This is a genomic window from Desulfotalea psychrophila LSv54, assembly GCF_000025945.1.
Classification (GTDB): Bacteria; Desulfobacterota; Desulfobulbia; order Desulfobulbales; family Desulfocapsaceae; genus Desulfotalea; species Desulfotalea psychrophila.
In genome coordinates this window covers 782,789-805,000 of record NC_006138.1, presented here as the reverse complement: position 1 = coordinate 805,000, position 22,212 = coordinate 782,789, and the positions used below count along the sequence as shown (strand labels likewise).

Here is a 22,212-nt window from a genome sequence, read left to right as displayed (position 1 = left end):
TGTAATAAATTTTCTATCTCTGTCATAGCAACACCTCTCTGTTAAGGGACCTTGGGGGCCTACCTATATAATATAGAGATTTCTGGAGCTACCTATATAGTATAGAAGCCAGTACAGAGATGTTAGCACAGGGCTAAGGCCAAACAAAAGAGAATAGAAACGAAAAAAGGGGCGTGATGATCAATCATCACGCCCCTTTTCACCACATACCTACGCCTCTTACTAGATAAGAGGTTTCATCGCACTCATATAAGAGCGTAACTCTTCACCAATTATCTCAACGGCGGTATAACGAATTGCCTCATTTACCTCGATGAGTTCGATATTATCCACCCCATTATCCTCAGAGGTGAGACCCTTGCCAATCACATCGGTCTCCACAGAGGCCATAAGATCTGCAAGCAGTGGCATTGCTGCATTGGCAAAGAGATAGTTGCCATACTCAGCGGTATCAGAGATAACCACATTCATCTCATACAATTTCTTGCGGGCAACGGTATTGGCGATAAGGGGTAACTCGTGCAGAGACTCATAGTAGGCGGACTCATCCTTAATGCCGGTTGCAACCATGGTGTCAAAGGCAAGCTCAACACCAGCTTTTACCATGGCAACCATAAGAATACCGCGATCATAGTACTCCTGCTCGCTTATCTCTGCATCGGTGTTTACAGCCTTTTCAAAGGCGGTCTCACCGGTCTCTTTACGCCAGGTCAGAAGATTAATATCATCTTTTGCCCAATCTGCCATCATGGTCTCAGAAAAGTGACCGGAGATAATATCATCCATATGCTTTTTAAAGAGCGGGGTAAGGATCTCGCGGATCTCCTCGGCAAGACGATGAGCCTTTATCTTGGCCGGATTAGAGAGACGATCCATCATACCTGTTACGCCGCCATGCTTAAGAGATTCTGTAATAACCTCCCAACCATACTGGACAAGCTTACTTGCATAGCCGGAGTCAAGACCGCCCTCAACCATGTTATTAAAGCAGAGGATAGAACCTGCGCTGGAGCATACCACAGAGAATGGTTTGCTCTCCCATCAGATCAGACTTTACTTCGGCGACAAAGGAAGATTCAAGCACGCCTGCCTTATCACCACCTGTTCCACAGCAATATGCCTTGGCGATATCCCAACCTTCACCATTAGGATCATTTTCTGAGTGAACGGCAATCAGGGTAGGAACACCAAAACCACGCTTATATTCTTCACGCACTTCGGTACCGGGAGATTTTGGCGCCACCATAACAACGGTGAGATCCTCACGGATCTGCATACCCTCTTCCACGATATTAAAACCATGGGAGTAGGAGAGACAGGCACCCTTTTTCATCAGAGGCATAACAGCAGTTACCACATTGCTGTGCTGCTTATCTGGAGTAAGATTGATAACAAGATCCGCCGTGGGGATAACTTCCTGGTAGGTACCAACGGTAAAACTATTTTCACTAGCGTTCTTCCATGACTGACGCTTTTCGGCAATGGCTGAATCACGGAGCGCATAGGAGACATCAAGACCACTATCACGAAGATTAAGACCCTGGTTCAACCCTTGAGCGCCACAGCCAACAACAACTATTTTTTTGCCCTTCAGAGCCTCAACTCCTGCAAATTCGGAGGAATCCATAAAACGACATTTAGAAAGCTCTTCAATCTGACGGCGAAGTGGTAAGGTGTTAAAATAATTGATACCCATTGTTATCTCCTTTGGCTACTGCTCTATTTCTATAATAAGTGGCTTGTCTCTAGTACAAAACTAGATTCAACTTCCATCCAATCCCATACGAGAGGCCATAAACCTCGATGAGACACTCACATCAGCCTAAGGTATATTGAAATTATCCTGTTGCGTCAAGTGATTTAATCGTTATACTATATTGCAGTTTTTGCAACACTGGTAAAATAACAGCTCATCCTATCTTGAGATGAGGCACAGGAACAGGCCATGAACATCAGGGAATTAAAACTTTTTCGTCATCTCTCACACTCTCTCCACTTCGGCAAGACAAGTAGGGAATGCCATATCACACCGTCCGGCCTGACCCGCACCATCCAGAGACTTGAAGGTGAAATCGGCCAACCACTGTTTCAGCGGGACAACCGCTCTGTTCAGCTCACCGCGGCAGGATTCACCTTCTGCTCCTATTGCGACGAAACAATAGAGCGTTGGAATGACTTACAAAACCACCTTACTGGGCAGACAAGCCTCAAAGGAGAGATATCCCTCTACTGTTCTGTCACCGCTGTTCTCTCTATTCTTCCCACAATTTTTCGCAGGTTTAAAAACGAACATCCCGAAGTGCGCATCCGTATTGAGACAGGGGATGCCGCCGAGGCTCAGCAAAAAATTAATGCAAAGGAGGCAGATATTTCCATTATTGCCCTCCCCGATAAGCAACCAGAAAATCTAAAATTTATTGAATTCCTGCAAACGCCACTTATATTTATTCTCCCCAACCAATTCACCGAAGCTATTATTGTCGGAGAAGAGGGTATAGACTGGCAAAAAACACCAATCATCATGCCCAACAGGGGACTGAGCAGACAACGGACTGACAAATGGTTTGCTGAAAAAAATATTCATCCTAATATATACTCCCAGGTAGCTGGTAATGAGGCAATAATTGCCATGGTGAGTATGGGCTGTGGAGCAGGTGTTGTCCCGCAACTGGTCATGGAAAAGAGCCCACTTGCCTCTCAGGTAACGGTAACAGAGGTCTATCCCAGACTCACTCCATTTTCCGTCGGGGCCTGTGTAACAACAAAGAAATTAAAGGAACCAATAGTCGATGCCTTTTGGCAGGTCGCATCACTCTACAGGCAAAATATGCCTCTCAGCTATGGTTGGGGAAATTGACAGGAAAATCATTATTGGCAAAGCTATTTCCTCTTTATCTATTTTTTACCAAGGATCTTTATTATGTTCTTTAAAAAGGGAAGTCCTACCGAGAAAATCCTTCTTCTAGGTCTTGGCGGTGTGGGCTTTTATCTTGCAAAACGATTAGTTGATGAAGAATACGCCGTCACCATCATAGAACAAGACAGCAAAATGATTGCCATGGCCAGTCAACAGATCGATGCCCGTTTCATCAAAGGCGATGCCATGAGCATGGGATGCTGGCGTGAGGCAGGTGCCGGGAGCATGGACTATCTCATTGCCGTAACCGATAATGATGCGGTAAACATGATGGCCTCCCTTATCGCCAATAAGTTTGGTATTCGACAAAAAATCGCCCGTATTCGTTCCTTGGAATTTGGTAACCCCGACTCGATTATTACTGCCAAAGACCTCAAGCTTGACCTAAGCATTTACCCGGAGGAGCTCACCGCCCAGGAAATTGTCCGGCTCGTTGAGCGTAATTCCGGACATGAAATTATAGAAATTGCCGATGGCGAAATTGAGCTCTGGGCAACAGAGGTCAACGACCTCTCTCCCTGGGTCTACAAACAACTTAAAGAAGTTGCCCAGATCCATAGCGATTTCTACTTCCGGGTTGTAGCCATTGCCCGTGGTATTGCAACAATCATCCCCAGTGGCGAAGATGAACTCCAGCCAGACGACCACCTCTTTATCATGGTTCACAAGAATAATCTTCCCAAACTGATGAAGCTGATGGGGAACAAAAAAAACAAACAACATAAGGTACTTATTCTGGGCGGAGGCAGGGTGGGAACACGAGTTGCCAGTCTACTTGAAAAATCCGTGCAGGTGACCCTTGTTGAGAAAAACGAGGCCCGAGCAGAGGAACTCTCCCTTAGTCTGCCCAACACCGAAATCCTCAATGGCGATGGCTCCGATGGAGAGGTGCTTATCACAGCGGGACTATTCAGCTCCAACACCCTGATTAGTTTAACCGGCGAAAATGAAACCAATATCATGACCTCACTGCTGGCTAAACATCTTATTAAACAGAAAAAAGATCAGACGCAGGTCGCCGATACCCGAACCATAGCCATTGTTAATAAGGAGGACTATCTGGTGCTGGCGGCAACTACCTGTACCGATATTGCCCTTAACAAGAAGATCATGGCAGCCAATGAAATACTCAAATATATTCGTAAAAGAGAATTCCAGGCAGTTGTCCACCTACACGGCTTTGATGCAGAGGTTGTAGAACTTATAGCCGCACCAAAATCCATTATTACCAAAAAGCCCCTGGCAAAGCTCGACCCCTACTACCTGAAAAAAATGATAGTTGGAGCCGTTTATCATGATAATGGCTGGGACATTGGTATAGGAGATACCCAAATAGAGGCGAAGCAGAGAGTGTTGATCATTTGCGCATCCAAAGACCTTAAAATCGTACGCAAGGTCTTTAGCGCATAGGAGTCCCGGCCAAGCAGGTCTGAAGACCTGTTTGGCAGACGCCTATCTCTTCCAAAATGCGGGATAAAATATAACCAGGACGGAGAACATCTCCAACCGCCCCACCAACATATTCCAGGCAAGAAACCACTTCCCTGTATCGCTGAAAAAGGCAAAGTTATCCACGGGCCCCACCTGACCAAAACCAGGGCCAATATTCATCAGGGTTGCGACCACGGAACTAAAGGCAGTCACTGCAGTAATATCCTCAAGCAAAATCATCACCATCCCACCAAAAAATACCATCAAAATATTAACGATAAAATAGCAGACAGCGAGATCGACCACGGAGGCATCAACAGGTTTACCGTTGAGTCGTGTGGTTGAAACATACATGGGTTGAAGAAAAATGCGCTTTATCGAAACATACATATGTTTGAAGATCAGCACATAATGGACAATCTTAATACCACTGGTGGTCGAACCAGCACAGGCACCGATGAAACAGACAATTACTAAAAACAGCTGAGTACTCTGGGGCCAGGTCAGGTAATTTGCTGTAGCAAAACCGGTGGTGGTCAGAATCGAAACTACCTGAAAGGTGCCATAGCGAAGGGCATCCGGAAAAGAGTCATAGATACCATCTACATACAAAATCCAGCTCACACTCAAACAAAAAAAGAGGAGGACAGCGAGATAGTAGCGAAATTCTGTATTGTCGATAACACTACGCCAGTTACCCCTGAGCGCCTCATAAAAGAGAACAAAGGTCACCCCGCCAAGAATCATAAAGACAATTGTCACCCAATCTATATAGCTACTATGAAAGGCACCTACACTGTCGTTCATGGTAGAATAGCCAGAGGTTGATATGGTTCCAAAGGCATGGCAGAGACTATCAAAGAGGGACATATCTCCCAGATAGAGAAGCAGGGTCTGGAGGATATTAAGGCCCAGATAAATGGCCCACAAAAAGACCATTGTATCCCGGTTACGGGCCATAAAGCGATCACCGGTGATCACCTGCCCCGGACTGGATTCTGCCCGAAAAATACGGGCCCCCCCCACTCCATGGGGAAGAAAAATAATAGTCAGGGTAAGAAAACCCATACCTCCGAGAAGGTGGGTCTGGCTCCGCCAAAAAAGCAGGCCATGGGGTACCTTTTCGATATCAGTGAGTATCGTTGAGCCCGTGGTGGTATAGCCGGACATCATCTCAAAAAAGGCATCACAAAATGATGGTATTGTTCCATGGATCATAAATGGCAGGGCGGAAAAAGCAGAGATAACAACCCAACCAAAACAGGCAATAAAAAGACCGTCCCGAATCGAAAGAGTATCATGATTACGAAAAACTCTCTTTAAAGGCAAACCCACCGCCACAATAATAAGAGCGGAAATGGAAAGGGCCTTAACATCTCCATCGTTGTAACAGAGGGCACAGATAATCGGTAACAGCATAGAACCGCCTGTTACCAGTAAAAGTGCACCAAAAACATTGGCTATAGATGCAGGGTTCATAATCTCTAGGAGTAAAAATATCAGCCACGGACCAGGCCGGGACTGATATTTATTATTTGGAATGGCGAAGAGCTACTTTCGCGGGGCTGTGAAATGCTACATGCAAGATGCTTCAATATCAGCCTTCATCATGGCAATAACAGCAGCCGGATCAGCAGATTTTGTAATAGGACGCCCAACCACAACATGGTTGGCACCATTTTTTATGGCAGTACCAGCGGTAACAATGCGCGTTTGATCATCTGATCCATCGCTGATATTTGCCCCGGGACGAATGCCGGGAGTCACAATCAAGAGTTTCTCTCCCAAGTCTCTACGCATACGTGCTGCCTCAAGCCCTGAAGAAACAACGCCATCACAACCCAATTCAAGGGCCCGTTTCGCCCTGAAATAAACCAGATCCTCTATGCTTCCAGTCATGCCCATGGCTCGCATATCCTCTTCGCCAAAGCTGGTAAGAACAGTTACGGCAAGCAACTTCATATCGCCACGGGCAGCCGATACAGCTGCCCTGATAATAGGGTCATTACCATGAATGGTTACCAGGGAAACGCCCCGTTGATTTACCTGCTCAATGGCCAGTTTTACCGTTTCAGGAATATCAAAAAATTTCAAATCGAGCATTACCTTATGACCTCGATCAAGAATCCAGTCAACGGTATCAAAATGGCTATTCATAAAGACCTGTAAACCAATCTTAAAAAAATTCGTCTCAGGCTCGCACTTTTTCACCATCTCTTTAACTGCTTCAGGTGAGTCAAGGTCAAGTGCTACAATTACTCGTTCATTAAGCGGGATATTTGTCATCTAATTTTCACCATTTTTATTCAAATCATTGCAATCAACATTAGTATTAACTTCACAATTTTGCTCTTCTTCCAAGAAAAGAAAATCGGTCTCTCCATCGGAAAGAACAGAGCTCATACGACTCTCTAGCGCGGAAGATTCCCCTGAAAATTGTCCCCTGCAGTTTTTATCTAAATAATCATCTATCCGATTTTTTCCCTTTAGGACCTCTGCCCCGCCAGGGCCTGTTATCACCAAGACAGGGATCTCCCTAATACCCAGAGATGCAAGAAATGCCACATTACCCTCAGCCCTGTATCCATCTTTAACAACCGCATTTTCCAGAGGAAAATCGGTGATCACCCCCACAGGATTAAAGGCAATCTCACAGGTATTACTCTCATTTATGGTGGCAATAACCTCCTCACAGTGCGGGCAGGTCTCAGAGAAAAAGAGATACATCTTTTTTGCACCGCTATCACCGGCAAGGCGGGCATAGACACCTCCCTCCAGAGAAATATTTCCACCTGGAGAAGAGAATTGCAGAACCGAGAAAGCGACCAGGACAGCAACAAAAGCCACGATGCCCCGACAAAACTGTTTAAGGCCAGCTATAAGGTTGAGAGCAAATACCAAACTACAAATAATTAAGCAATAGCTACAAAAGATATCGACAATATAATATTGAAAGGCAACGAGCACACCTTCAGCTGCCATCCCTGCCAGCAAAAGTAGACTGGCCAACTGGCGCCAACCATCTGAACCAGATCTGGCCCGGCAAAAGGTATAGAAAATCAGAAGAAAGTAAAGGCAACCGGCAAGATTGAAAATAACCGGAGGAACCTTGGTGAAACTCTCCACCACAGCGCAACCCTCATTAAAACAGATGGCCTGTTCGCCAAAAAAAATAAGCGCTGTCTGCGTTCCCGTCACCAAGATACCGATAAGGACAATGATTAGATTCAACATATTTTTTTTTCTGGTTAAATTTTAGGCCCGACAACAGAGAGTAATAGTCTATGCTCAAGCTCTCTTGGCAAAAACTATTAGCTGTTCTGCGCTAGCCTCTTTTTGGCTATTTTCTCAAAAATTCTTTTAATAACAGGGAATTTTTCTAAGTCTGCAGATGAAATTTTCCTGAGCACGACGTCGGTCTCGGCAACGACGTTTGCCGTTCTTCGCTGTGCCTCATCCAGATAGGCTATTTCACCAAACACATCTCCTGCCTCAAGAGAGGCAATATTCTCCCCATTGGCATCGGTAACCTCAACCAAGCCACTTTCCAGATAATAGACACCATCGGCAATAGAATCAATTGTGATGAGTACATCTCCCTCCAGGCGCCACTCGAGTTTGAAAAACTTTTCCCACTCAATCTCTTCAACAAGGGTTATATAGAGATCATGATCCAAAGACTTTAAAAACCCACAGGACATATGAAATATCCTCCTGCCAAAATCATCTCGCCTTTTTTCAATCATCTCCATGCCTGCTCTATTAAAGCCACCATTGGGCTCTGGATTTTCATTAATATATTTAAGCACCTGATAAATTGACTTATCTTTTTTTCCAACTTTTCCCAGATAAAATTCCTGGGCAGCCAAGAGCATCTCCCGCACATGAGGAAAAAATGGCACCACTCCTGTTTCAGGATTGCCCGAAAAAAGCTCCATTGCCTCATTTTTCAGCTGAATAAAGGTCAGAAGATCTTCCTCGGGCAAATCTCGTGGCCAATTTTGCACCCCTGGCTTATATACTGTATAGATATTTACTGGATGAAAGATACTGGCAAGACTAAGTTTACCCATATTAACAAGATTATATCTATAGACGCTCTGTCTTTGCGCCACCTCGCCATCCATAAGAAAATGACAACCAAAATAACCACAGAGCCCTTCAAGTCTATTGGCCACAGAAAAATCTGCACCGAATCTTGCGAAGCGCTTGCCAAGATTTACCTCCAGAACCTCTCCTAAAACAATTCCCATACGTGTTGGCGGTAGCATATTACTTTCAATGGCTTCAGCCAGACGCATGGCTACCCGCACGGCCCTGTCACAGGTAGCAGCAATATCTTCACCCGCTCGCCTGTCAAAAATAACAAGACAGCCATCACCTGCCGTTGCCTCTATTTCCAGCGGATGGCTCTCCTCCAAATCAACAATATCCTGAAGAGTACCATGATACTGAAGTAAAAATTTACAAATTTCCTGAGGAGACATCGCTGCCGTGGCAAAGGAGTAGTGCTCCATATCAGTCATCATAATAACAGCCTGACGTTGCCGTTCATCACTTATCTTTATCTGAGCAGCCATAGACCCACCTTAAACGTATAATCAATTATCATTCTCTCTTTCATCTCATCCTTCAAACAAAACTTCAAGCAAAGCAGAAACCGTGGCAACGCCAACTAACTCTATCCCAGGCTGACCTAGCAGACGTTCTGCATTACTCTTTGGCATAATAAAACGAGTAAAGCCAAGGCGTTCGGCCTCTCTAATACGTGAAACAACGTGCCCCACAGCACGGATTTCACCGGTCAAGCCCACCTCACCACAGACAAGGGTTGTGGGAGGAACAACCCTTCCCAGCATGCTCGATGCCAGGGCAGAGATTACCCCAAGGTCAAGAGCTGGCTCAACAACATGAAGTCCACCAACAATATTAAGGAAAATATCATGCCTATGCATATCAAGACCAACTTTTTTTTCAAGCACTGCACAGAGAAGAGAGAGACGTTGAGGATCTGCACCAACGGCAGTTCTCCGGGGCATGGCGAGAGTGGAGGGACAGACAAGAGCCTGTACCTCCACCAGAATAGGCCTGGTACCCTCCATACTAGGAAGAACAATTGAGCCAGGCTCACCAAGAGGGCGCTCTGCAAGAAAAATCTCAGAGGGATTGGCCACCTGCACCAGCCCCTCCTCCTTCATCTCAAACACACCCACCTCATTGGTTGAGCCAAAACGATTTTTTACCGTTCGAAGTATTCTCAGGCCATTACCACGATCACTCTCAAAATACAGTACTGTATCGACCATATGCTCAAGCACTTTAGGTCCTGCCAGGCCACCATCCTTAGTGACATGCCCTGCCAAAATAACCGGAACATTGTTCTCCTTCGCAAAGGCCTGAAGCTGAACAGCAGACTCTCTCACCTGATTTATGGAACCAGGCAATGAGGATATTGCGGCCGAAACCAGAGTCTGAATCGAATCTATGACCAGAAGAGCAGGCCTCATCTCTCTGACGATTTCAACAATAGCCTCTACCCTGTTTTCCGTGGCAAGATAAATAAGTGGATTAAAGATACCCAAACGCATTGCCCGCATCTCTATCTGCCCCACAGACTCCTCACCGGATATATATATCACAGGCAACTCCTGGCAGGCAATTTCCGAAAGAATATGCAATAATAAAGTAGATTTACCTATCCCCGGCTCGCCACCAATAAGAATCATAGCCCCCGGTAAAATACCCCCGCCAAGAACTCGATCAAATTCTTCTATCTCAGTTGCAAGACGTCTGAGACTTTGCTCTGAACTCCGCTGAAGGGGCACTGGCTGAGATGCAGAGACTGACGTTTTACTGGCGCGATGCTCTCTTTCCACAAAGCTCTGCCATTCGCCACAACATGGGCACTTGCCCAACCATTTCCCGCTGTTATGTCCACATTTTGTACAGATAAATATACTCTTTTCCCTTTTTCCATTCATCCTCTGCCCCTAGCCGCTTTACCGATTTTTCTTTTTATAGTATTGGTACTGAAGGATTATAGCATCCACAGATTTCATTCAAGAAATGGCTTACGATCAAAATTCAGGTAAAACAACAATATGCTCAGAAAATCACCCACAACAAGAGAATGGATACCCATCACCAGCTCCCTTGCCTTTATGCTAAAAAACAGAAAGGTTTTTGCCTGGTCGTTGTTGCTTAGCGCCCTCACCATCATCATTACAGGAATATCATTTTTTTACATGACAGCCTATATCGACGCACTTGGGGAAAAACTTTTTCACTTCCGGTCAAAGTAGTCTGGCCTGGTGGCAGATCATTAAAGATTATTTTTTTGGGGCTTTAAGATGGCTCTACCTCATTGGTACCCGTATTATCTGCTTCTACCTATCCTTTCTTATTGCCTATACCCTTACCAGTCCCGGCTATTTTTTCCTCAGCCACGCGGCAGAAAAAATTTATGCTGGCAGTCATTTTGATCCAGATGCAGCGTTCACCCTCAAAGGCAGCCTGCGTGACCTTTGGGAAGGCGCAAAAATAGCTCTGCTCGGGGTAGTGGTCACCCTGGTGGCCTTCTCTCTTAACTTTATCCCCCTGCTCGGCCAGGCCCTGGTCATTCTTCTCTATACCTTCTACTCTACACTTATTTTCATAGACTATCCCGCATCCAGGCGACAGTGGTCCCTTGGCAGAAAATTTTCCTGGTTACGAAACAACCCATTTATCTCCCTACGTTTAGGCATTTTCCCTGCACTTATCAGTTTAGTTCCCGTTATCAATATTTTCGGCATGGCCTTCCTCTTCCCCCTTATGACTGTCCATGCTACACTCAACTTTGTGGCAATTGAAATTTCCCCCCAAAAAAAGGCTTAAACAGATGGCAATCGAAATAGAAAAAAAGTTTCTCCTCACTAGCGATAGCTGGAGAGAAGGCGCAAGTGGGCAGATCTACAGCCAAGGATATCTCAGTAAAAGTCCGGAAAAAACGGTACGGGTACGCATCACCGAAACAGGTGCCTACCTCACCATCAAGGGCCGACCGGCTGTTAAAGATGGAAAAATTTCTGCTGCCAAATTAGAATTTGAGTACAGCATTCCCAAGGCAGATGCCGAAGAACTCCTGAAAAATCTCTGTAGCGGCCCGATTATTCATAAAAAACGTTACTGCATTGAATACCGGGGCTTTACCTGGGAGGTGGACGAGTTTTTTGGAGAAAATGAAGGACTGTTAATGGCCGAGATAGAGCTTGAGGCTGAAGATCAAGAGTTCGATTTACCGCCCTGGATTGGAGAAGAGGTCACCAGCGACAAAAGATACTACAATGCCAGTCTGTCCGAATATCCATATTCTCAGTGGGGCAAGGGAATAACAGAGGAGTAGCAGAGCAGAAAAGATCAAATACCTAAAAAACTAAACAAGTTTTTCAAGTATTTGATTGGAGAGTGGCCGGCCCTGGTCTGTGATACGTAAAAAACCACCGGCCAGCTCAACAAGGCCCGCCGCCAACAGACCTGTCAGTACCACTCCATAATAGGCTGGCAGATCTATTCCATATCTGTCCTGAAGGGATTGGATTTCAATACCCTCGATCATACGCAGGCCGACAATAACCGTTTCCCGGAAAGAGGCCTCGCGGTCCAGCTCCTCACTCTCAACAATGGGAGAGTGACCTGCCTCGACACATTGACAATACTCTGCCGGATCCTCAAGACGTCTTGCCCGCTGCCCACCGTTAAAACTCACCGCGCCGGCACCCGCAGCAAGAGAGTCACTGTTCAGCCAGTAGTTAACATTATGTCGGCATTTTTTCCCGGACTGGGCATAGTTGGACACCTCATACTGAGCAAGTCCCGCCTGCCGGCACATCTCCCAGGTCAGAGCATCCATGGCCAGGCTCAAATCATCCTCCGGCACAAGGGCCCGCCCCGCCATCACATCATCATAATAGGGAGTACCCTCTTCAGGGGTCAGCTGATATACGGAGAGGTGGTCGGGCTTAAGAGTCAGCGCCTCGGTCAACACCCGACGCCAATCCTGCAAGGACTGACCGTGCAGACCTGACATCAGATCAAGGTTAATATTATCAAATCCTGCCTGCCGAGCATCCTCCAGGGCCTGAATAGCCCTGGCTGCAGAATGAGCCCGCCCCAAGGAGAGAAGATCATGATCAGAAAGACTCTGCACGCCAAAGGAGATTCGATTAAAACCGCCCCTACGCAGAAGGATAAGATCAGCGGCACTCACCGTTTCAGGATTTGCCTCCGTGCTAATCTCAGCCTGCTTGCTCCAGCCCCAGAGTTGCTGGCAATGATCGAGAATCTCCACCAGACCGGCAGCACCTAAAACCGTTGGCGTGCCACCACCAAAAAAGACAGTGTCCAACGGCCGTCCGCCATACTCCGAAAAGAGGAAAGAGAGCTCCCGTTTAAGGGCGGCAATATAGCGCACAAAGAGATGACCCTGACCGGAATAACTATTAAAGGCACAGTAACGACACTTACTTCGACAGAAGGGGATATGCAAATAGAGGGATGACATTAGCTTTTTTGTAAAATATCCATGGTCTTGGCACATTCTCTCTGCGTTTCAAGCATAAGACCATGATCGGCAAAACTATAGGCACCATCACCGATGATGATATGATCAAGTAGCTGAATCTGCATAGAAGAGCAGAGAAAGTAGAGCAGTCTGGTTAATTGAATATCCTGAGGCGACGGCAAGAGAGCACCAGAGGGATGATTATGGGATATAATCAGGGCAGCCGCATGATGCTCCAAGGCCTTAACAAGCAACTCCCGAGGATGGACGGTATTTACAGTAAGACTACCCTCGGCAATAATCTCTGAACAGATAATGCCATGGGAAGAATCAAGAAAGACAACGCAGAAGACCTCTTTTTTCAAGCCCCGCATACGGTAGCTGAGATACTCTACTACCTCAGTCGAAGAGTGAAGATAGGATTTTCCCTCCAGGCGTAATTGCAGATACCTGGCCGCCACGGCATGAATAAAAGAGATGGCAAAGCTGTTTTTGGGACCAACCCCCTTTACCTCCTGCAAAGCGACGGGGCTCGCCTCAAGGACTCGGGCAAAACTTGTGTACTTTTCCAGAAGTGCGCGAGCCTGTAGCTTACAGTCAGCACGAGGTGTACCAAAAGAGAGGAGCAATTCTATTATTTCTGCGTCACTCAAACCATCCAAGCCACGCTCAAAATACCTTGCCCGCAGACGATCACGATGCCCTGCTCCCCTTTTTTGCCAATTCTCTTTTGTTGTTTTCTCCGCCATGGGTCACACAAACTACACTATTATTTGTTGAGTGCCTTATTAAACAGCTCATTGGCAAGCCCAGGATTAGCCTTACCCTTAGTTTTTTTCATCAGCTGCCCAACAAAAAATCCCATCAATTTAGTTTTACCGGCCCGAAAGTCTTCGGCCTGCTGGACATTCGCAGCCACAATTTCATCAACAATGGCAAGAAGCTCACCCTCGTCGGATACCTGCAGAAGATTTTTTTCCTTAACAATAAGCTGAGGATCAGTTCCCTCTGCCATCATCTCAGCGAATACTGTCTTAGCAATCTTACCGCTAATCATACCCTGATCAACCATCAGAAGCAGAGCAGAAAGCTGAGATGCCTGGACACGACAATCAACTATAGATTCACCACCAAGCTCTCGAAGTAGCTCGGTCATTATCCAGTTTGCAGACTTTTTAGGATGGGCACCTGCCGCAACAACCTCCTCAAAAAAGAGGGCTAGATCACGTTCACTGGTAAGCTGGACTGCATCGTCCTCGGAGAGAGCATAATCCACTATAAAGCGGGCCTTGCACTGTTCAGGAAGCTCCGGCAAACTCGCCCTTATCTCTTCTATCCACTCATCGCTTATCTCTATAGGCACAAGATCAGGGCAGGGGAAATACCTATAATCATGAGCATCTTCCTTACCACGCATGGCCTCCGTTCTGTTCTTATCCGGATCCCACAGTAGGGTCTGCTGGATAACCTTTTCCCCTTCGAGGAGGAGATCACGTTGACGACGCACCTCGTATTCCAAGGCAGCCTGAACATTTTTAAAGGAGTTCATATTCTTCAGCTCTGTCCTGGTTCCCAGCTTCTCCTGGCCCATGGGACGTAGGGAGATATTTGCATCACAGCGAAAACTACCCTCCTGCATATTGCCGTCACAGATATCAAGATAGCGAAGAATAGCGTGTACCTTTTTCAGATAGGCATAGGCCTCCTGAGGAGAACGCATATCCGGCTCAGAAACAATTTCGAGGAGCGGTGTACCCGTTCGGTTCAGATCAACATGGGAGACGGGCTCCACATCATCGTGCACCAGTTTACCGGCATCCTCTTCCATATGCATCCGGGTGATACCAATGACCTTAGATACCCCATCTACCTCTATTTCGATATGGCCCCCTTCAACAATGGGCAGATCGAACTGCGATGTCTGGTATCCCTTGGGCAGATCTGGATAAAAATAATTCTTCCGGGCAAACTGGTTCCACTGGTTGATGCGTGATCCCGTGGCCAAACCCATCTTTATTGAATATTCGACAACCTTCTTATTCAGGACAGGCAACACCCCGGGCATGCCAAGGCATATCGGGCAGGTGTGACTATTGGGGGCCGCCCCATACTGGGTTGAACAAGCACAGAATATTTTTGTGTTTGTTTTCAACTGAGCATGAATCTCAAGACCGATGACTGTTTCAAATTCCATATTAGCTACTCTCTTCAATATTTCTCAGCCGCATGCTGCGGTATTAATTTTCTTTGCCAACCCAAGCTCTTATCTTCTGCAGTTCATCCCGCCAGTTCTCACCTGCCCGCGCTTCAATAAAGAGCAGGAAGAGGGCATCAACAATACGAAGAAGTTCTTCGAAAAGATAAATTCTCTCCAGCACCATACCGGCCCGCTCTTCAGGATTCTTTTCGTCTACCTCGGTCTCTGCCGTTTTGGGAAGCTTAACAGAACGAAACTCAAACAGGGCAGCGGCAAGGGTAAAATTGTACTCGTAATCACCCTGAATCAGTTGAATCCTAGCCTGTTCGAGCTTTTTACCCATACGCAGACCTGTGCGGGCCTCCTCCAACTCAGACTGAAGACCGGAACAGATAATTTTTTCGCTCGACTCACCCTCGCCCACCTCTAAAAGCATATGCTTTTCGAAAATGACAGCAACATCACCCCGTTCGGGTAGAGCAACATAACCACCGCGCTCTTCACTCTTCCACCAAAGCCAGGTCAAAAACTCCTGTCCCAAGAATCTTTTTTCAGCTATAAGATCAACTAAATCCATTGTTTATCCTTTAAACGTCACCACCCAGCTCCTTAAAGCAAGACAATAACTTCTATACAAAATAGAAATTTACGACACGAGCAGTCCTTAAACAAACACACCCGGGGTGATCAGTTCAAGATTCGCCTGATTTTCCTCTGAGATCAAGGATTCAGCTACCACATAGGGAATCTGCTGCTTAATCATCAGACCAAAACTCTCTTTAAAAAAATCTTCGAGTACGGCCTGCATTTTTTTATTGGTGGAAAAAAACAATAGGGTTGAATTCGACATCCCCCAGCAAACATCAAAGATTGAAGGAATGGGAACAGACTTTCGCAGTAGTTCTGACCTGATCCGCTCCTTTATCTCCACCTTCATGGCCCTGCCAATCTTAGGAATTTGCTTTTCTTCCTTAATTCGCTCTTCTTCTTTCTGAATACACTTTTTTAAAATTGCCGGCGAAACCCTACGCTCATCAATCCGCAGGGTCAAGGTGACATAATCACCCACTATATAAGAGGCAAATTTAAACTTAGCATCAAACATATTATTAATAGAGACCCAGCCAATGGAGTATTCGTCATAGGTATCATCAATATCCCTGAAGGCAAAAGACATAACCCTGTCAGCGACAAAATCCAAAGGATTTTCAGGGAGATCACCCTCAACACTAAACCGCACAAAGCTTGCAGAACCCTTTAACAATCCCATGGAAAACCACCTCTGTAGAACAAAGTACATAGGCCTGTGCACTCACTCTATTTAAGAGAAGTCACAAGCCTATATTTGTTATGAAAGATAATGCTATCTCTTCTTTTACTTAAAACAAAAATATATATCCGAGCGACAATACCATACTATTGTAATAATTACCCCAAAGAACAGAACTGAGAGCATATCCTATCGCAGGTACTTTGAAAAGGTATGTCCTCTTTTCTCCGCATCTTTCTTGGTAGGATAATCAAGCATATAATGCAGACCACGCGATTCTTTCCTCTTCAAAGCAGCCCGAATAATAAGTGCTGCCAACAAACTTATATTACGCAGCTCAATCATATTAGGGGTTACAAAATAGTTCTTATAGTGCTCTTCAATCTCCTGACGAATTTCAGCAATGCGCTTCTGGGCAAGCTCAAGACGGCTCTTCTTGCGAACAATACCCACATAATTCCACATAATGCGGCGGATAATATCCCAATTATGATTAATAAGTATCTCTTCCCTTAACTCACGGGCCGTTCCTGCTGCCCAGGCATCAACCTCAGGAAGAGGTCTTTTCTCAATTTCCTGCCAATTTTCCTGGCAGTACTGAAAAAGGTTCTCAGCATAAACAACTGCCTCCAAGAGAGAGTTACTGGCCAACCTATTGCCTCCATGCAGGCCGGTACAGGAAGTTTCGCCAAGGGCATAGAGACCTTCAACGGAAGTGCCACCCTCTTGATCGGTGATCACCCCACCACAAAAATAATGGGCTGCGGGGACGACAGGAATAAAATCCTTTGACATATCAATGCCAAGGCTCAGGCATTTGCCAAAGATAGCGGGGAAACGTTTTTGCAGAAACTCACGACTCTTATGGGTAATATCCAGGTAAACACAGTCACAGCCATTCTCCTTCATCTCCTGATCAATGGCCCGAGCCACCTTGTCTCTGGTAGCCAGATCCTTCATATCGGGCTCATACTTCTCCATAAAGCCCTCACCCTCAGCGTTGACCAGACGGGCACCCTCACCGCGAACAGCTTCAGAGATCAGGAAGTTCTTCTCCAGATGATGGAAGAGACAGGTGGGGTGAAACTGAACAAATTCGAGATTGGCAACACTGGCCCCGGCCCGGTAAGCGGCGGCAATACCATCACCGGTAGCAATATCAGGATTGGTTGTATAGAGATAGACCTTGCCGGTACCACCAGTGCAGAGCACAGTCACTTTGGCCCGGTAGGGGATAACATTACGTTCTTCGTCGAGAATATAGGCGCCTACACACTCTTTTTGGCCACTGGCATCTTGACCAGGCACCATCAACAGATCCACCAAGGTATGGTTTTCAAAAACCTCTATATTGGGGTTGTTGGCAACATTCTCCACCAGGGCCCGTTCAATTTCATGGCCTGTAAGGTCGTAAGCATGGGCAACCCGACGCTGAGAGTGGCCACCTTCTCGACCAAGATCAAGCTCGCCCTTCTCATTTCTTATAAAATCTACCCCGAGTTCAATAAGCTCTTCTACGCGAGCTGGACCGTTTTCAATAACCATCTTAACAACAGCTTTATCACAGAGGCCATCCCCAGATGCATGGGTATCGTGAATGTGCTCATCAAAGGTATCCGTGGCACTCAGTACAGCAGCAACACCACCCTGAGCAAGGTTGGTCGCGGTATCGACTTTTGCCTTCTTGGTAACAACCGCCACCTTGCCCAACTTTGATGCCTTAAGGGCAAAGGATAAACCAGCAATGCCACTTCCTATAACAAGAAAATCAACATCCATACTAAAACCTCTTACGCGCGACAGCTCTATGTTTCATCTGAAACACCGCTTCTGTGCTTAAAATTTTCATAAGACCTTTTATATGCCTCACCCGAAGCATAAAATACTTGGCTATTTTACCATAAATGGAAAAATGAGACTCATTTTTTTCCATCTATTTTCAAAAAATCAAGCCGGTTAATATCCACTCATCGCCCCGCAATAACAGAATCTTTTTCCAAGATAGGCGAGTAGCGAGATACTAGAGACAAGATGCGAGAAAAAACAGGTTCACAGGAGAATGGGCAGACAGAGAACAAAAATTGACGCAAGACTCACAAAGCCTATGCGCCACCAAGAATTTGAAATAGTTAAATATTTCAATAAATGTATTTGCGAAGAGCTCCATTTCAACCAACACAAAACCTTGAGGAGACAAGGCACCGATATGAAGTCGTTTATAATCAGCCCTCCACAAAAAGCATTAAGCATCTCAAACCAATGGATAAGCTAAAAGTCAGCAAATCTGATTTATCAAGAGACAGCCAACCAATCACAGGGGCCCAACAACTATGAATGACACGCCAAATGTAATGAGAGATATCTAAGTTCAAGCAATAAGCGCAACTGCATTCCCCTGCCGCCAAAGTTATTTATCGCCTGTTTTATGTTAATGCAAAGGGGCCGTGAGGCAGAACGTGTAGATCGGGAAAATAAGCTACGAGGCAGATCTGACAGAGGGCAAAACTTGATGAGGGATGCAAGGCGAAAAAATGCCGAAAGACTAGGGGCCATTGCAAAGAAAAGGAAAAGATGTACTTCTAAACAGAGGACAAAAAAAAGGGACTTGATAATAAATTATCAAGTCCCTTTTCTATTTCTGGCGGAGGAGGAGGGATTCGAACCCTCGGTGGAGTCTGACCCCCACACTCGCTTAGCAGGCGAGCACCATCGGCCTCTCGGTCACCCCTCCAGAAAACGTGGCGGAGGAAGTAGGATTCGAACCCACGGTACTTTCGTACAACGGTTTTCAAGACCGCCGCCTTCAACCACTCGGCCATTCCTCCACGCGTGCTTTTTTTAACATTGCTTAAAAGAAATGTCAACAAAATGAACGATAAAAAAGCATTTTTCTTCAAATACCTTCTTCACAAATTTGTAATATTTGTTCGATTTCCCCAGAAAAAGGTGATATAGTTCACCCCTAACAAGATGTTAAATACGCATGTTTTTAAACATAATCAACACAATTTCATATGCCTGAACATAATAATATAGAAACGCAGCTACAGGATCTTGCCGCCCTTTACGAAATAACAAAAAATCTCGCATCCTCTCTTGAACTTCGCGACTGCCTGGAAAAAACCATGGAAACCCTTGCCACCATGAAGGATATGGAGAATGGAACGGTCACCATAGTCAACCCCAATACGGGAAAACTAGAGATCGAGGTGGCCTACGGAGTCAGTTCCGAAGGTAAGGAACGAGGAAAATATCAAATAGGAGAGGGCATCACCGGCAGAGTTGTGGCCACCGGTGAGCCAATCATCGTCCCCCATATTGCCGAAGAGCCACTCTTTCTTAACAGGACCAAATCCCGAGGAAACATACAAGAGCACAAACGTTCCTTCCTCTGCGTACCTATAAAAAACGGTAAGCAAGTCATTGGCGCCCTCAGCATAGATCGCATCTATGCCGATGGCATTAGCCAACAGGCTAACACAGACCTTCAATTCCTGACGGTACTCAGTGGCCTTATTGCCCAAACAGCCACCCGAATCCAGAAAGTAAATCAGGAAAAAGACGAGCTGCAAAGCGAAAACCAAAAGCTGAAACGAGAACTCTCAGAAAAGAACCGCATCAACGACATTATCGGCAACTCCAGCCGGATGCAGGATGTTTACGATATGATGCACCGGATCGTAGACTCCAATGCCACCGTCCTCCTTCGTGGCGAATCGGGTACCGGGAAAACCCTGGTGGCCAAGGCCCTCCACTACAACAGCAAACACAAGAACAGCCCCTTTATCGTGGTCAACTGCTCGGCCCTACCGGAAACCCTGCTTGAAAGCGAACTCTTTGGCCATGAAAAAGATGCCTTCATCGGAGCCACGGAAGACAAGATCGGCAGGTTTGCACAAGCCGAGGGCGGCACCCTCTTCCTCGATGAAATCGGTGAAATAAGCCAATCTGTGCAGACAAAGCTGCTCCATGTTGTCCAAGAGAGGACCTTCCAACGCCTGGGCTCCAACAAGCTCATAGACTGCGATGTACGATTGATAGCGGCCACCAACAAGGATCTTGAAAAGGCCGTTGCCGACAAGCAGTTCCGCGAAGACCTCTACTATAGACTCAATGTCTTCCCTATATATATGCCGCCTCTGCGTGAGCGCAGAACCGATATCCTCCTCCTGGCAGAATTTTTCATGGAAAAATTTTCCCGGGAAAACAAAAAAGAGATCCGCAGGATATCTACCTCAGCAATCGACATGCTTATGCAGTATCACTGGCCGGGAAATATCCGGGAACTACAAAACTGCATGGAACGGGCGGTAATCATCTGTGACGATGACACCATTAAGGGCATCCACCTGCCACCAACCCTGCAAACCTCTGACATCAGCAGCAGCGCCAGCTCAACCTCGCTTTCCACTACGGTGGAAAACTTTGAAAAAGAGCTTATTATCGAGGGATTGAAAAAAAATAACGGCAACCAAACCAAAACGGCAAAGTACCTCGACACCAGCCTGCGAATCATTAACTACAAGATCCATCAGTACAATATTGATCCCAAAAAGTATAAGGTGTGAACGTGACAAAACTACTCCTCCACTGCTGCTGTGGCCCCTGCGCCGTCTACCCCATTTCTCAATTACGAAAGGAGGGAGTGCAGGTGACAGCCTATTTTTACAACCATAACATTCACCCCTTCAAAGAGTTTCGCAGGCGGCTGAACACCATGGAGGCCTACGCCAAGGAAATTCACCTGCCCTTTGTGGCCGAGCGTGAGTATGAACTTATCACCTTCCTCCGCCAGGCTGTCTTTCATGAGGAGAGCCGCTGCAGGCCCTGTTATCTGCAGAGGATGAGACAGACGGCAGAGTACGCCAAAGAAAAAGGATTTGATGCATTTTCAACTACTTTGCTTTATTCTAAGTATCAAAATCACGCCCTTATCAAAAGAGCAGGAGAGCTACTTGCAGAGGAGTTCGGCCTGCTCTTTTACTACCAGGATTTCCGGGAAGGCTGGCAAGCAGGTATAGATGAATCCATAGAGAGGGAGATGTACCGACAACCCTACTGTGGCTGTATCTATAGCGAGCAAGAACGATACGATAAAAGATTCAGAAAAACGAAGGAGAGGCTGCCCAATGATACCAATGATAGTGTTGGCCACCACCAACCAGAACAAAGTTAAAGAATTCCAAGAAATCCTCAAAGATTTTGCCATTGAAATCAGATCACTGGCAGAATTCGGTCCCATTCCTGAGGCCATAGAGGACGGCAAGGATTTTGATGAAAATGCCTATAAAAAGGCCATCCATACCGCCAAGATCCTTGGAATACCTGCCATTGCCGATGACTCTGGACTTGAGGTGCACGCCCTGAACGGTGCCCCCGGCGTCTACTCAGCCCGTTATTCCGGGGAGGGGGCAACGGATGCTAGCAACTGCGATAAACTTCTGGAGGAACTGGCTGGAAAAGAGGATCGCAGTGCCAATTTCACCTGCGTTATCTCCATTGCCACCCCGGGCGGCCCTGCCCTCACCTATGAGGGACGTTGTGATGGCAAGATCCTTACCGAGAAGCGGGGCAAAAGCGGCTTTGGCTATGACCCTCTCTTCTACTTTGCAGAGTACGACAAGACCTTTGCCGAACTCTCCATGGAAGAAAAAAACAGAGTCAGCCATCGGGGCAAGGCCCTGGCAGAAATCAAGGCCGAAGCGCCGCAGATCATTAAATGGCTTGAACAGCGACTGAGCGAGGAAAAACCTGCTAAACCTGATCACAGCGAATTTGAGGGCAATGACTGGAGCAAGTAGTAAAACGTTTTCCAAGAACCTAAAAAGGGGATGAGCAATTTTTGCTCATCCCCT

19 protein-coding genes, 2 tRNA genes and 1 pseudogene (1 of these 22 running past the window's edge) are annotated in these 22,212 nt (G+C 46.3%); 7 read left to right on the top strand and 15 right to left on the bottom strand.

The window, feature by feature from the left end; translation table 11 throughout:
- Together nfsB and ilvC are read right to left on the bottom strand one after the other, a co-directional pair.
- Positions 1 to 26, bottom strand: the 5' portion of a protein-coding gene (gene nfsB / locus DP_RS03660) for an oxygen-insensitive NAD(P)H nitroreductase (protein ID WP_011187973.1). 631 nt of this gene lie to the left of the window's left edge; the window shows 26 of its 657 coding nt (coding positions 1–26); its start codon is at positions 24 to 26; its stop codon lies beyond the left edge, outside the window.
- Positions 27 to 222: 196 nt separating this feature from the next.
- Positions 223 to 1,696 (bottom strand): annotated as a pseudogene (ilvC, locus tag DP_RS19100) (ketol-acid reductoisomerase).
- 249 nt (positions 1,697 to 1,945) lie between these two features.
- Between ilvC and ilvY the strand changes: the two are divergent.
- Entirely contained in the window at positions 1,946 to 2,857 is a 912-nt protein-coding gene (ilvY, locus tag DP_RS03650) for an HTH-type transcriptional activator IlvY (protein ID WP_011187970.1), read from the top strand.
- Positions 2,858 to 2,920: 63 nt separating this feature from the next.
- Positions 2,921 to 4,327, top strand: coding sequence for a Trk system potassium transporter TrkA (gene trkA, locus DP_RS03645; RefSeq protein ID WP_011187969.1), 1,407 nt, complete (start codon positions 2,921 to 2,923; stop codon positions 4,325 to 4,327).
- A gap of 42 nt (positions 4,328 to 4,369) precedes the next feature.
- On the opposite strand, the gene DP_RS03640 is transcribed toward trkA, so the two are convergent.
- The 5 genes from DP_RS03640 to radA form a co-directional block, all read right to left on the bottom strand.
- Complete coding sequence (locus DP_RS03640) at positions 4,370 to 5,827, bottom strand: TrkH family potassium uptake protein (RefSeq protein ID WP_011187968.1); 1,458 nt, start codon at positions 5,825 to 5,827, stop codon at positions 4,370 to 4,372.
- Positions 5,828 to 5,923: 96 nt separating this feature from the next.
- Entirely contained in the window at positions 5,924 to 6,634 is a 711-nt protein-coding gene (gene pyrF / locus DP_RS03635) for an orotidine-5'-phosphate decarboxylase (RefSeq protein ID WP_011187967.1), read from the bottom strand.
- Entirely contained in the window at positions 6,635 to 7,582 is a 948-nt protein-coding gene (locus DP_RS03630) for a vitamin K epoxide reductase family protein (RefSeq protein ID WP_011187966.1), read from the bottom strand.
- Positions 7,583 to 7,659: 77 nt separating this feature from the next.
- Positions 7,660 to 8,928 carry a cyclic nucleotide-binding domain-containing protein gene (locus DP_RS03625; RefSeq protein ID WP_011187965.1) on the bottom strand — a complete coding sequence of 423 codons (1,269 nt, stop codon included), beginning with the start codon at positions 8,926 to 8,928 and terminating at the stop codon, positions 7,660 to 7,662.
- A 45-nt stretch (positions 8,929 to 8,973) separates the two neighbouring features.
- Positions 8,974 to 10,329 (bottom strand): DNA repair protein RadA, encoded by a 1,356-nt coding sequence (radA, locus tag DP_RS03620; RefSeq protein ID WP_011187964.1) that lies wholly within the window; start codon positions 10,327 to 10,329, stop codon positions 8,974 to 8,976.
- Positions 10,330 to 10,615: 286 nt separating this feature from the next.
- Between radA and DP_RS03615 the strand changes: the two genes are divergently transcribed.
- Entirely contained in the window at positions 10,616 to 11,224 is a 609-nt protein-coding gene (locus DP_RS03615; RefSeq protein ID WP_011187963.1) for an EI24 domain-containing protein, read from the top strand.
- A gap of 4 nt (positions 11,225 to 11,228) precedes the next feature.
- A complete protein-coding gene (locus tag DP_RS03610) occupies positions 11,229 to 11,732 on the top strand; it encodes a CYTH domain-containing protein (RefSeq protein WP_011187962.1) in 504 nt (167 codons plus the stop codon).
- 30 nt (positions 11,733 to 11,762) lie between these two features.
- Here the strand turns inward: DP_RS03610 and hemW are convergent, their stop codons facing one another.
- The 8 genes from hemW to DP_RS03565 form a co-directional block, all read right to left on the bottom strand.
- Positions 11,763 to 12,890: a radical SAM family heme chaperone HemW gene (gene hemW / locus DP_RS03605; protein WP_041277591.1), complete on the bottom strand. Its 1,128-nt coding sequence runs from the start codon at positions 12,888 to 12,890 to the stop codon at positions 11,763 to 11,765.
- The gene (gene radC / locus DP_RS03600) at positions 12,890 to 13,639 is read right to left on the bottom strand and encodes a RadC family protein (RefSeq protein WP_011187960.1); all 750 of its coding nucleotides are present in this window, start codon (positions 13,637 to 13,639) and stop codon (positions 12,890 to 12,892) included. The genes hemW and radC overlap by 1 nt, the downstream gene beginning before the upstream one ends.
- A gap of 20 nt (positions 13,640 to 13,659) precedes the next feature.
- Complete coding sequence (gene gatB / locus DP_RS03595) at positions 13,660 to 15,084, bottom strand: Asp-tRNA(Asn)/Glu-tRNA(Gln) amidotransferase subunit GatB (RefSeq protein ID WP_041277590.1); 1,425 nt, start codon at positions 15,082 to 15,084, stop codon at positions 13,660 to 13,662.
- A 43-nt stretch (positions 15,085 to 15,127) separates the two neighbouring features.
- The gene (locus DP_RS03590) at positions 15,128 to 15,664 is read right to left on the bottom strand and encodes a hypothetical protein (protein ID WP_011187958.1); all 537 of its coding nucleotides are present in this window, start codon (positions 15,662 to 15,664) and stop codon (positions 15,128 to 15,130) included.
- 87 nt (positions 15,665 to 15,751) lie between these two features.
- Complete coding sequence (rdgC, locus tag DP_RS03585; RefSeq protein WP_041277589.1) at positions 15,752 to 16,357, bottom strand: recombination-associated protein RdgC; 606 nt, start codon at positions 16,355 to 16,357, stop codon at positions 15,752 to 15,754.
- A 189-nt stretch (positions 16,358 to 16,546) separates the two neighbouring features.
- Positions 16,547 to 18,136: an L-aspartate oxidase gene (gene nadB, locus DP_RS03580; protein ID WP_011187956.1), complete on the bottom strand. Its 1,590-nt coding sequence runs from the start codon at positions 18,134 to 18,136 to the stop codon at positions 16,547 to 16,549.
- An 860-nt stretch (positions 18,137 to 18,996) separates the two neighbouring features.
- Positions 18,997 to 19,088: transfer RNA gene (locus tag DP_RS03570), tRNA-Ser, on the bottom strand.
- 8 nt (positions 19,089 to 19,096) lie between these two features.
- Positions 19,097 to 19,182, bottom strand: a tRNA-Ser gene (locus tag DP_RS03565).
- Between the two features lie 189 nt (positions 19,183 to 19,371).
- On the opposite strand from DP_RS03565, the gene DP_RS03560 reads away from it, so the two are divergent.
- From DP_RS03560 to DP_RS03550, 3 genes are read left to right on the top strand one after another with little or no spacing between them, the layout of a single operon-like run.
- Positions 19,372 to 20,925: a sigma-54-dependent Fis family transcriptional regulator gene (locus DP_RS03560; protein ID WP_011187954.1), complete on the top strand. Its 1,554-nt coding sequence runs from the start codon at positions 19,372 to 19,374 to the stop codon at positions 20,923 to 20,925.
- Between the two features lie 2 nt (positions 20,926 to 20,927).
- A complete protein-coding gene (locus DP_RS03555; RefSeq protein WP_156792200.1) occupies positions 20,928 to 21,533 on the top strand; it encodes an epoxyqueuosine reductase QueH in 606 nt (201 codons plus the stop codon).
- Positions 21,487 to 22,158 carry an XTP/dITP diphosphatase gene (locus DP_RS03550; RefSeq protein ID WP_011187952.1) on the top strand — a complete coding sequence of 224 codons (672 nt, stop codon included), beginning with the start codon at positions 21,487 to 21,489 and terminating at the stop codon, positions 22,156 to 22,158. Before DP_RS03555 ends, DP_RS03550 begins: the two co-directional genes overlap by 47 nt.
- The last annotated feature ends 54 nt before the right edge of the window (positions 22,159 to 22,212 follow it).

Coding starts and splice junctions, on each gene's coding strand:
- hemW (WP_041277591.1), bottom strand. CDS start 12,890: ATGTCATCCCTCTATTTGCATATCCCCTTCTGTCGAAGTAAGTGTCGT.
- ilvY (WP_011187970.1), top strand. CDS start 1,946: ATGAACATCAGGGAATTAAAACTTTTTCGTCATCTCTCACACTCTCTC.
- DP_RS03610 (WP_011187962.1), top strand. CDS start 11,229: ATGGCAATCGAAATAGAAAAAAAGTTTCTCCTCACTAGCGATAGCTGG.
- rdgC (WP_041277589.1), bottom strand. CDS start 16,357: ATGGGATTGTTAAAGGGTTCTGCAAGCTTTGTGCGGTTTAGTGTTGAG.
- DP_RS03590 (WP_011187958.1), bottom strand. CDS start 15,664: ATGGATTTAGTTGATCTTATAGCTGAAAAAAGATTCTTGGGACAGGAG.
- DP_RS03560 (WP_011187954.1), top strand. CDS start 19,372: ATGCCTGAACATAATAATATAGAAACGCAGCTACAGGATCTTGCCGCC.
- radA (WP_011187964.1), bottom strand. CDS start 10,329: ATGAATGGAAAAAGGGAAAAGAGTATATTTATCTGTACAAAATGTGGA.
- pyrF (WP_011187967.1), bottom strand. CDS start 6,634: ATGACAAATATCCCGCTTAATGAACGAGTAATTGTAGCACTTGACCTT.
- nadB (WP_011187956.1), bottom strand. CDS start 18,136: ATGGATGTTGATTTTCTTGTTATAGGAAGTGGCATTGCTGGTTTATCC.
- DP_RS03550 (WP_011187952.1), top strand. CDS start 21,487: ATGATACCAATGATAGTGTTGGCCACCACCAACCAGAACAAAGTTAAA.
- DP_RS03640 (WP_011187968.1), bottom strand. CDS start 5,827: ATGAACCCTGCATCTATAGCCAATGTTTTTGGTGCACTTTTACTGGTA.
- trkA (WP_011187969.1), top strand. CDS start 2,921: ATGTTCTTTAAAAAGGGAAGTCCTACCGAGAAAATCCTTCTTCTAGGT.
- radC (WP_011187960.1), bottom strand. CDS start 13,639: ATGGCGGAGAAAACAACAAAAGAGAATTGGCAAAAAAGGGGAGCAGGG.
- DP_RS03630 (WP_011187966.1), bottom strand. CDS start 7,582: ATGTTGAATCTAATCATTGTCCTTATCGGTATCTTGGTGACGGGAACG.
- gatB (WP_041277590.1), bottom strand. CDS start 15,084: ATGGAATTTGAAACAGTCATCGGTCTTGAGATTCATGCTCAGTTGAAA.
- DP_RS03625 (WP_011187965.1), bottom strand. CDS start 8,928: ATGGCTGCTCAGATAAAGATAAGTGATGAACGGCAACGTCAGGCTGTT.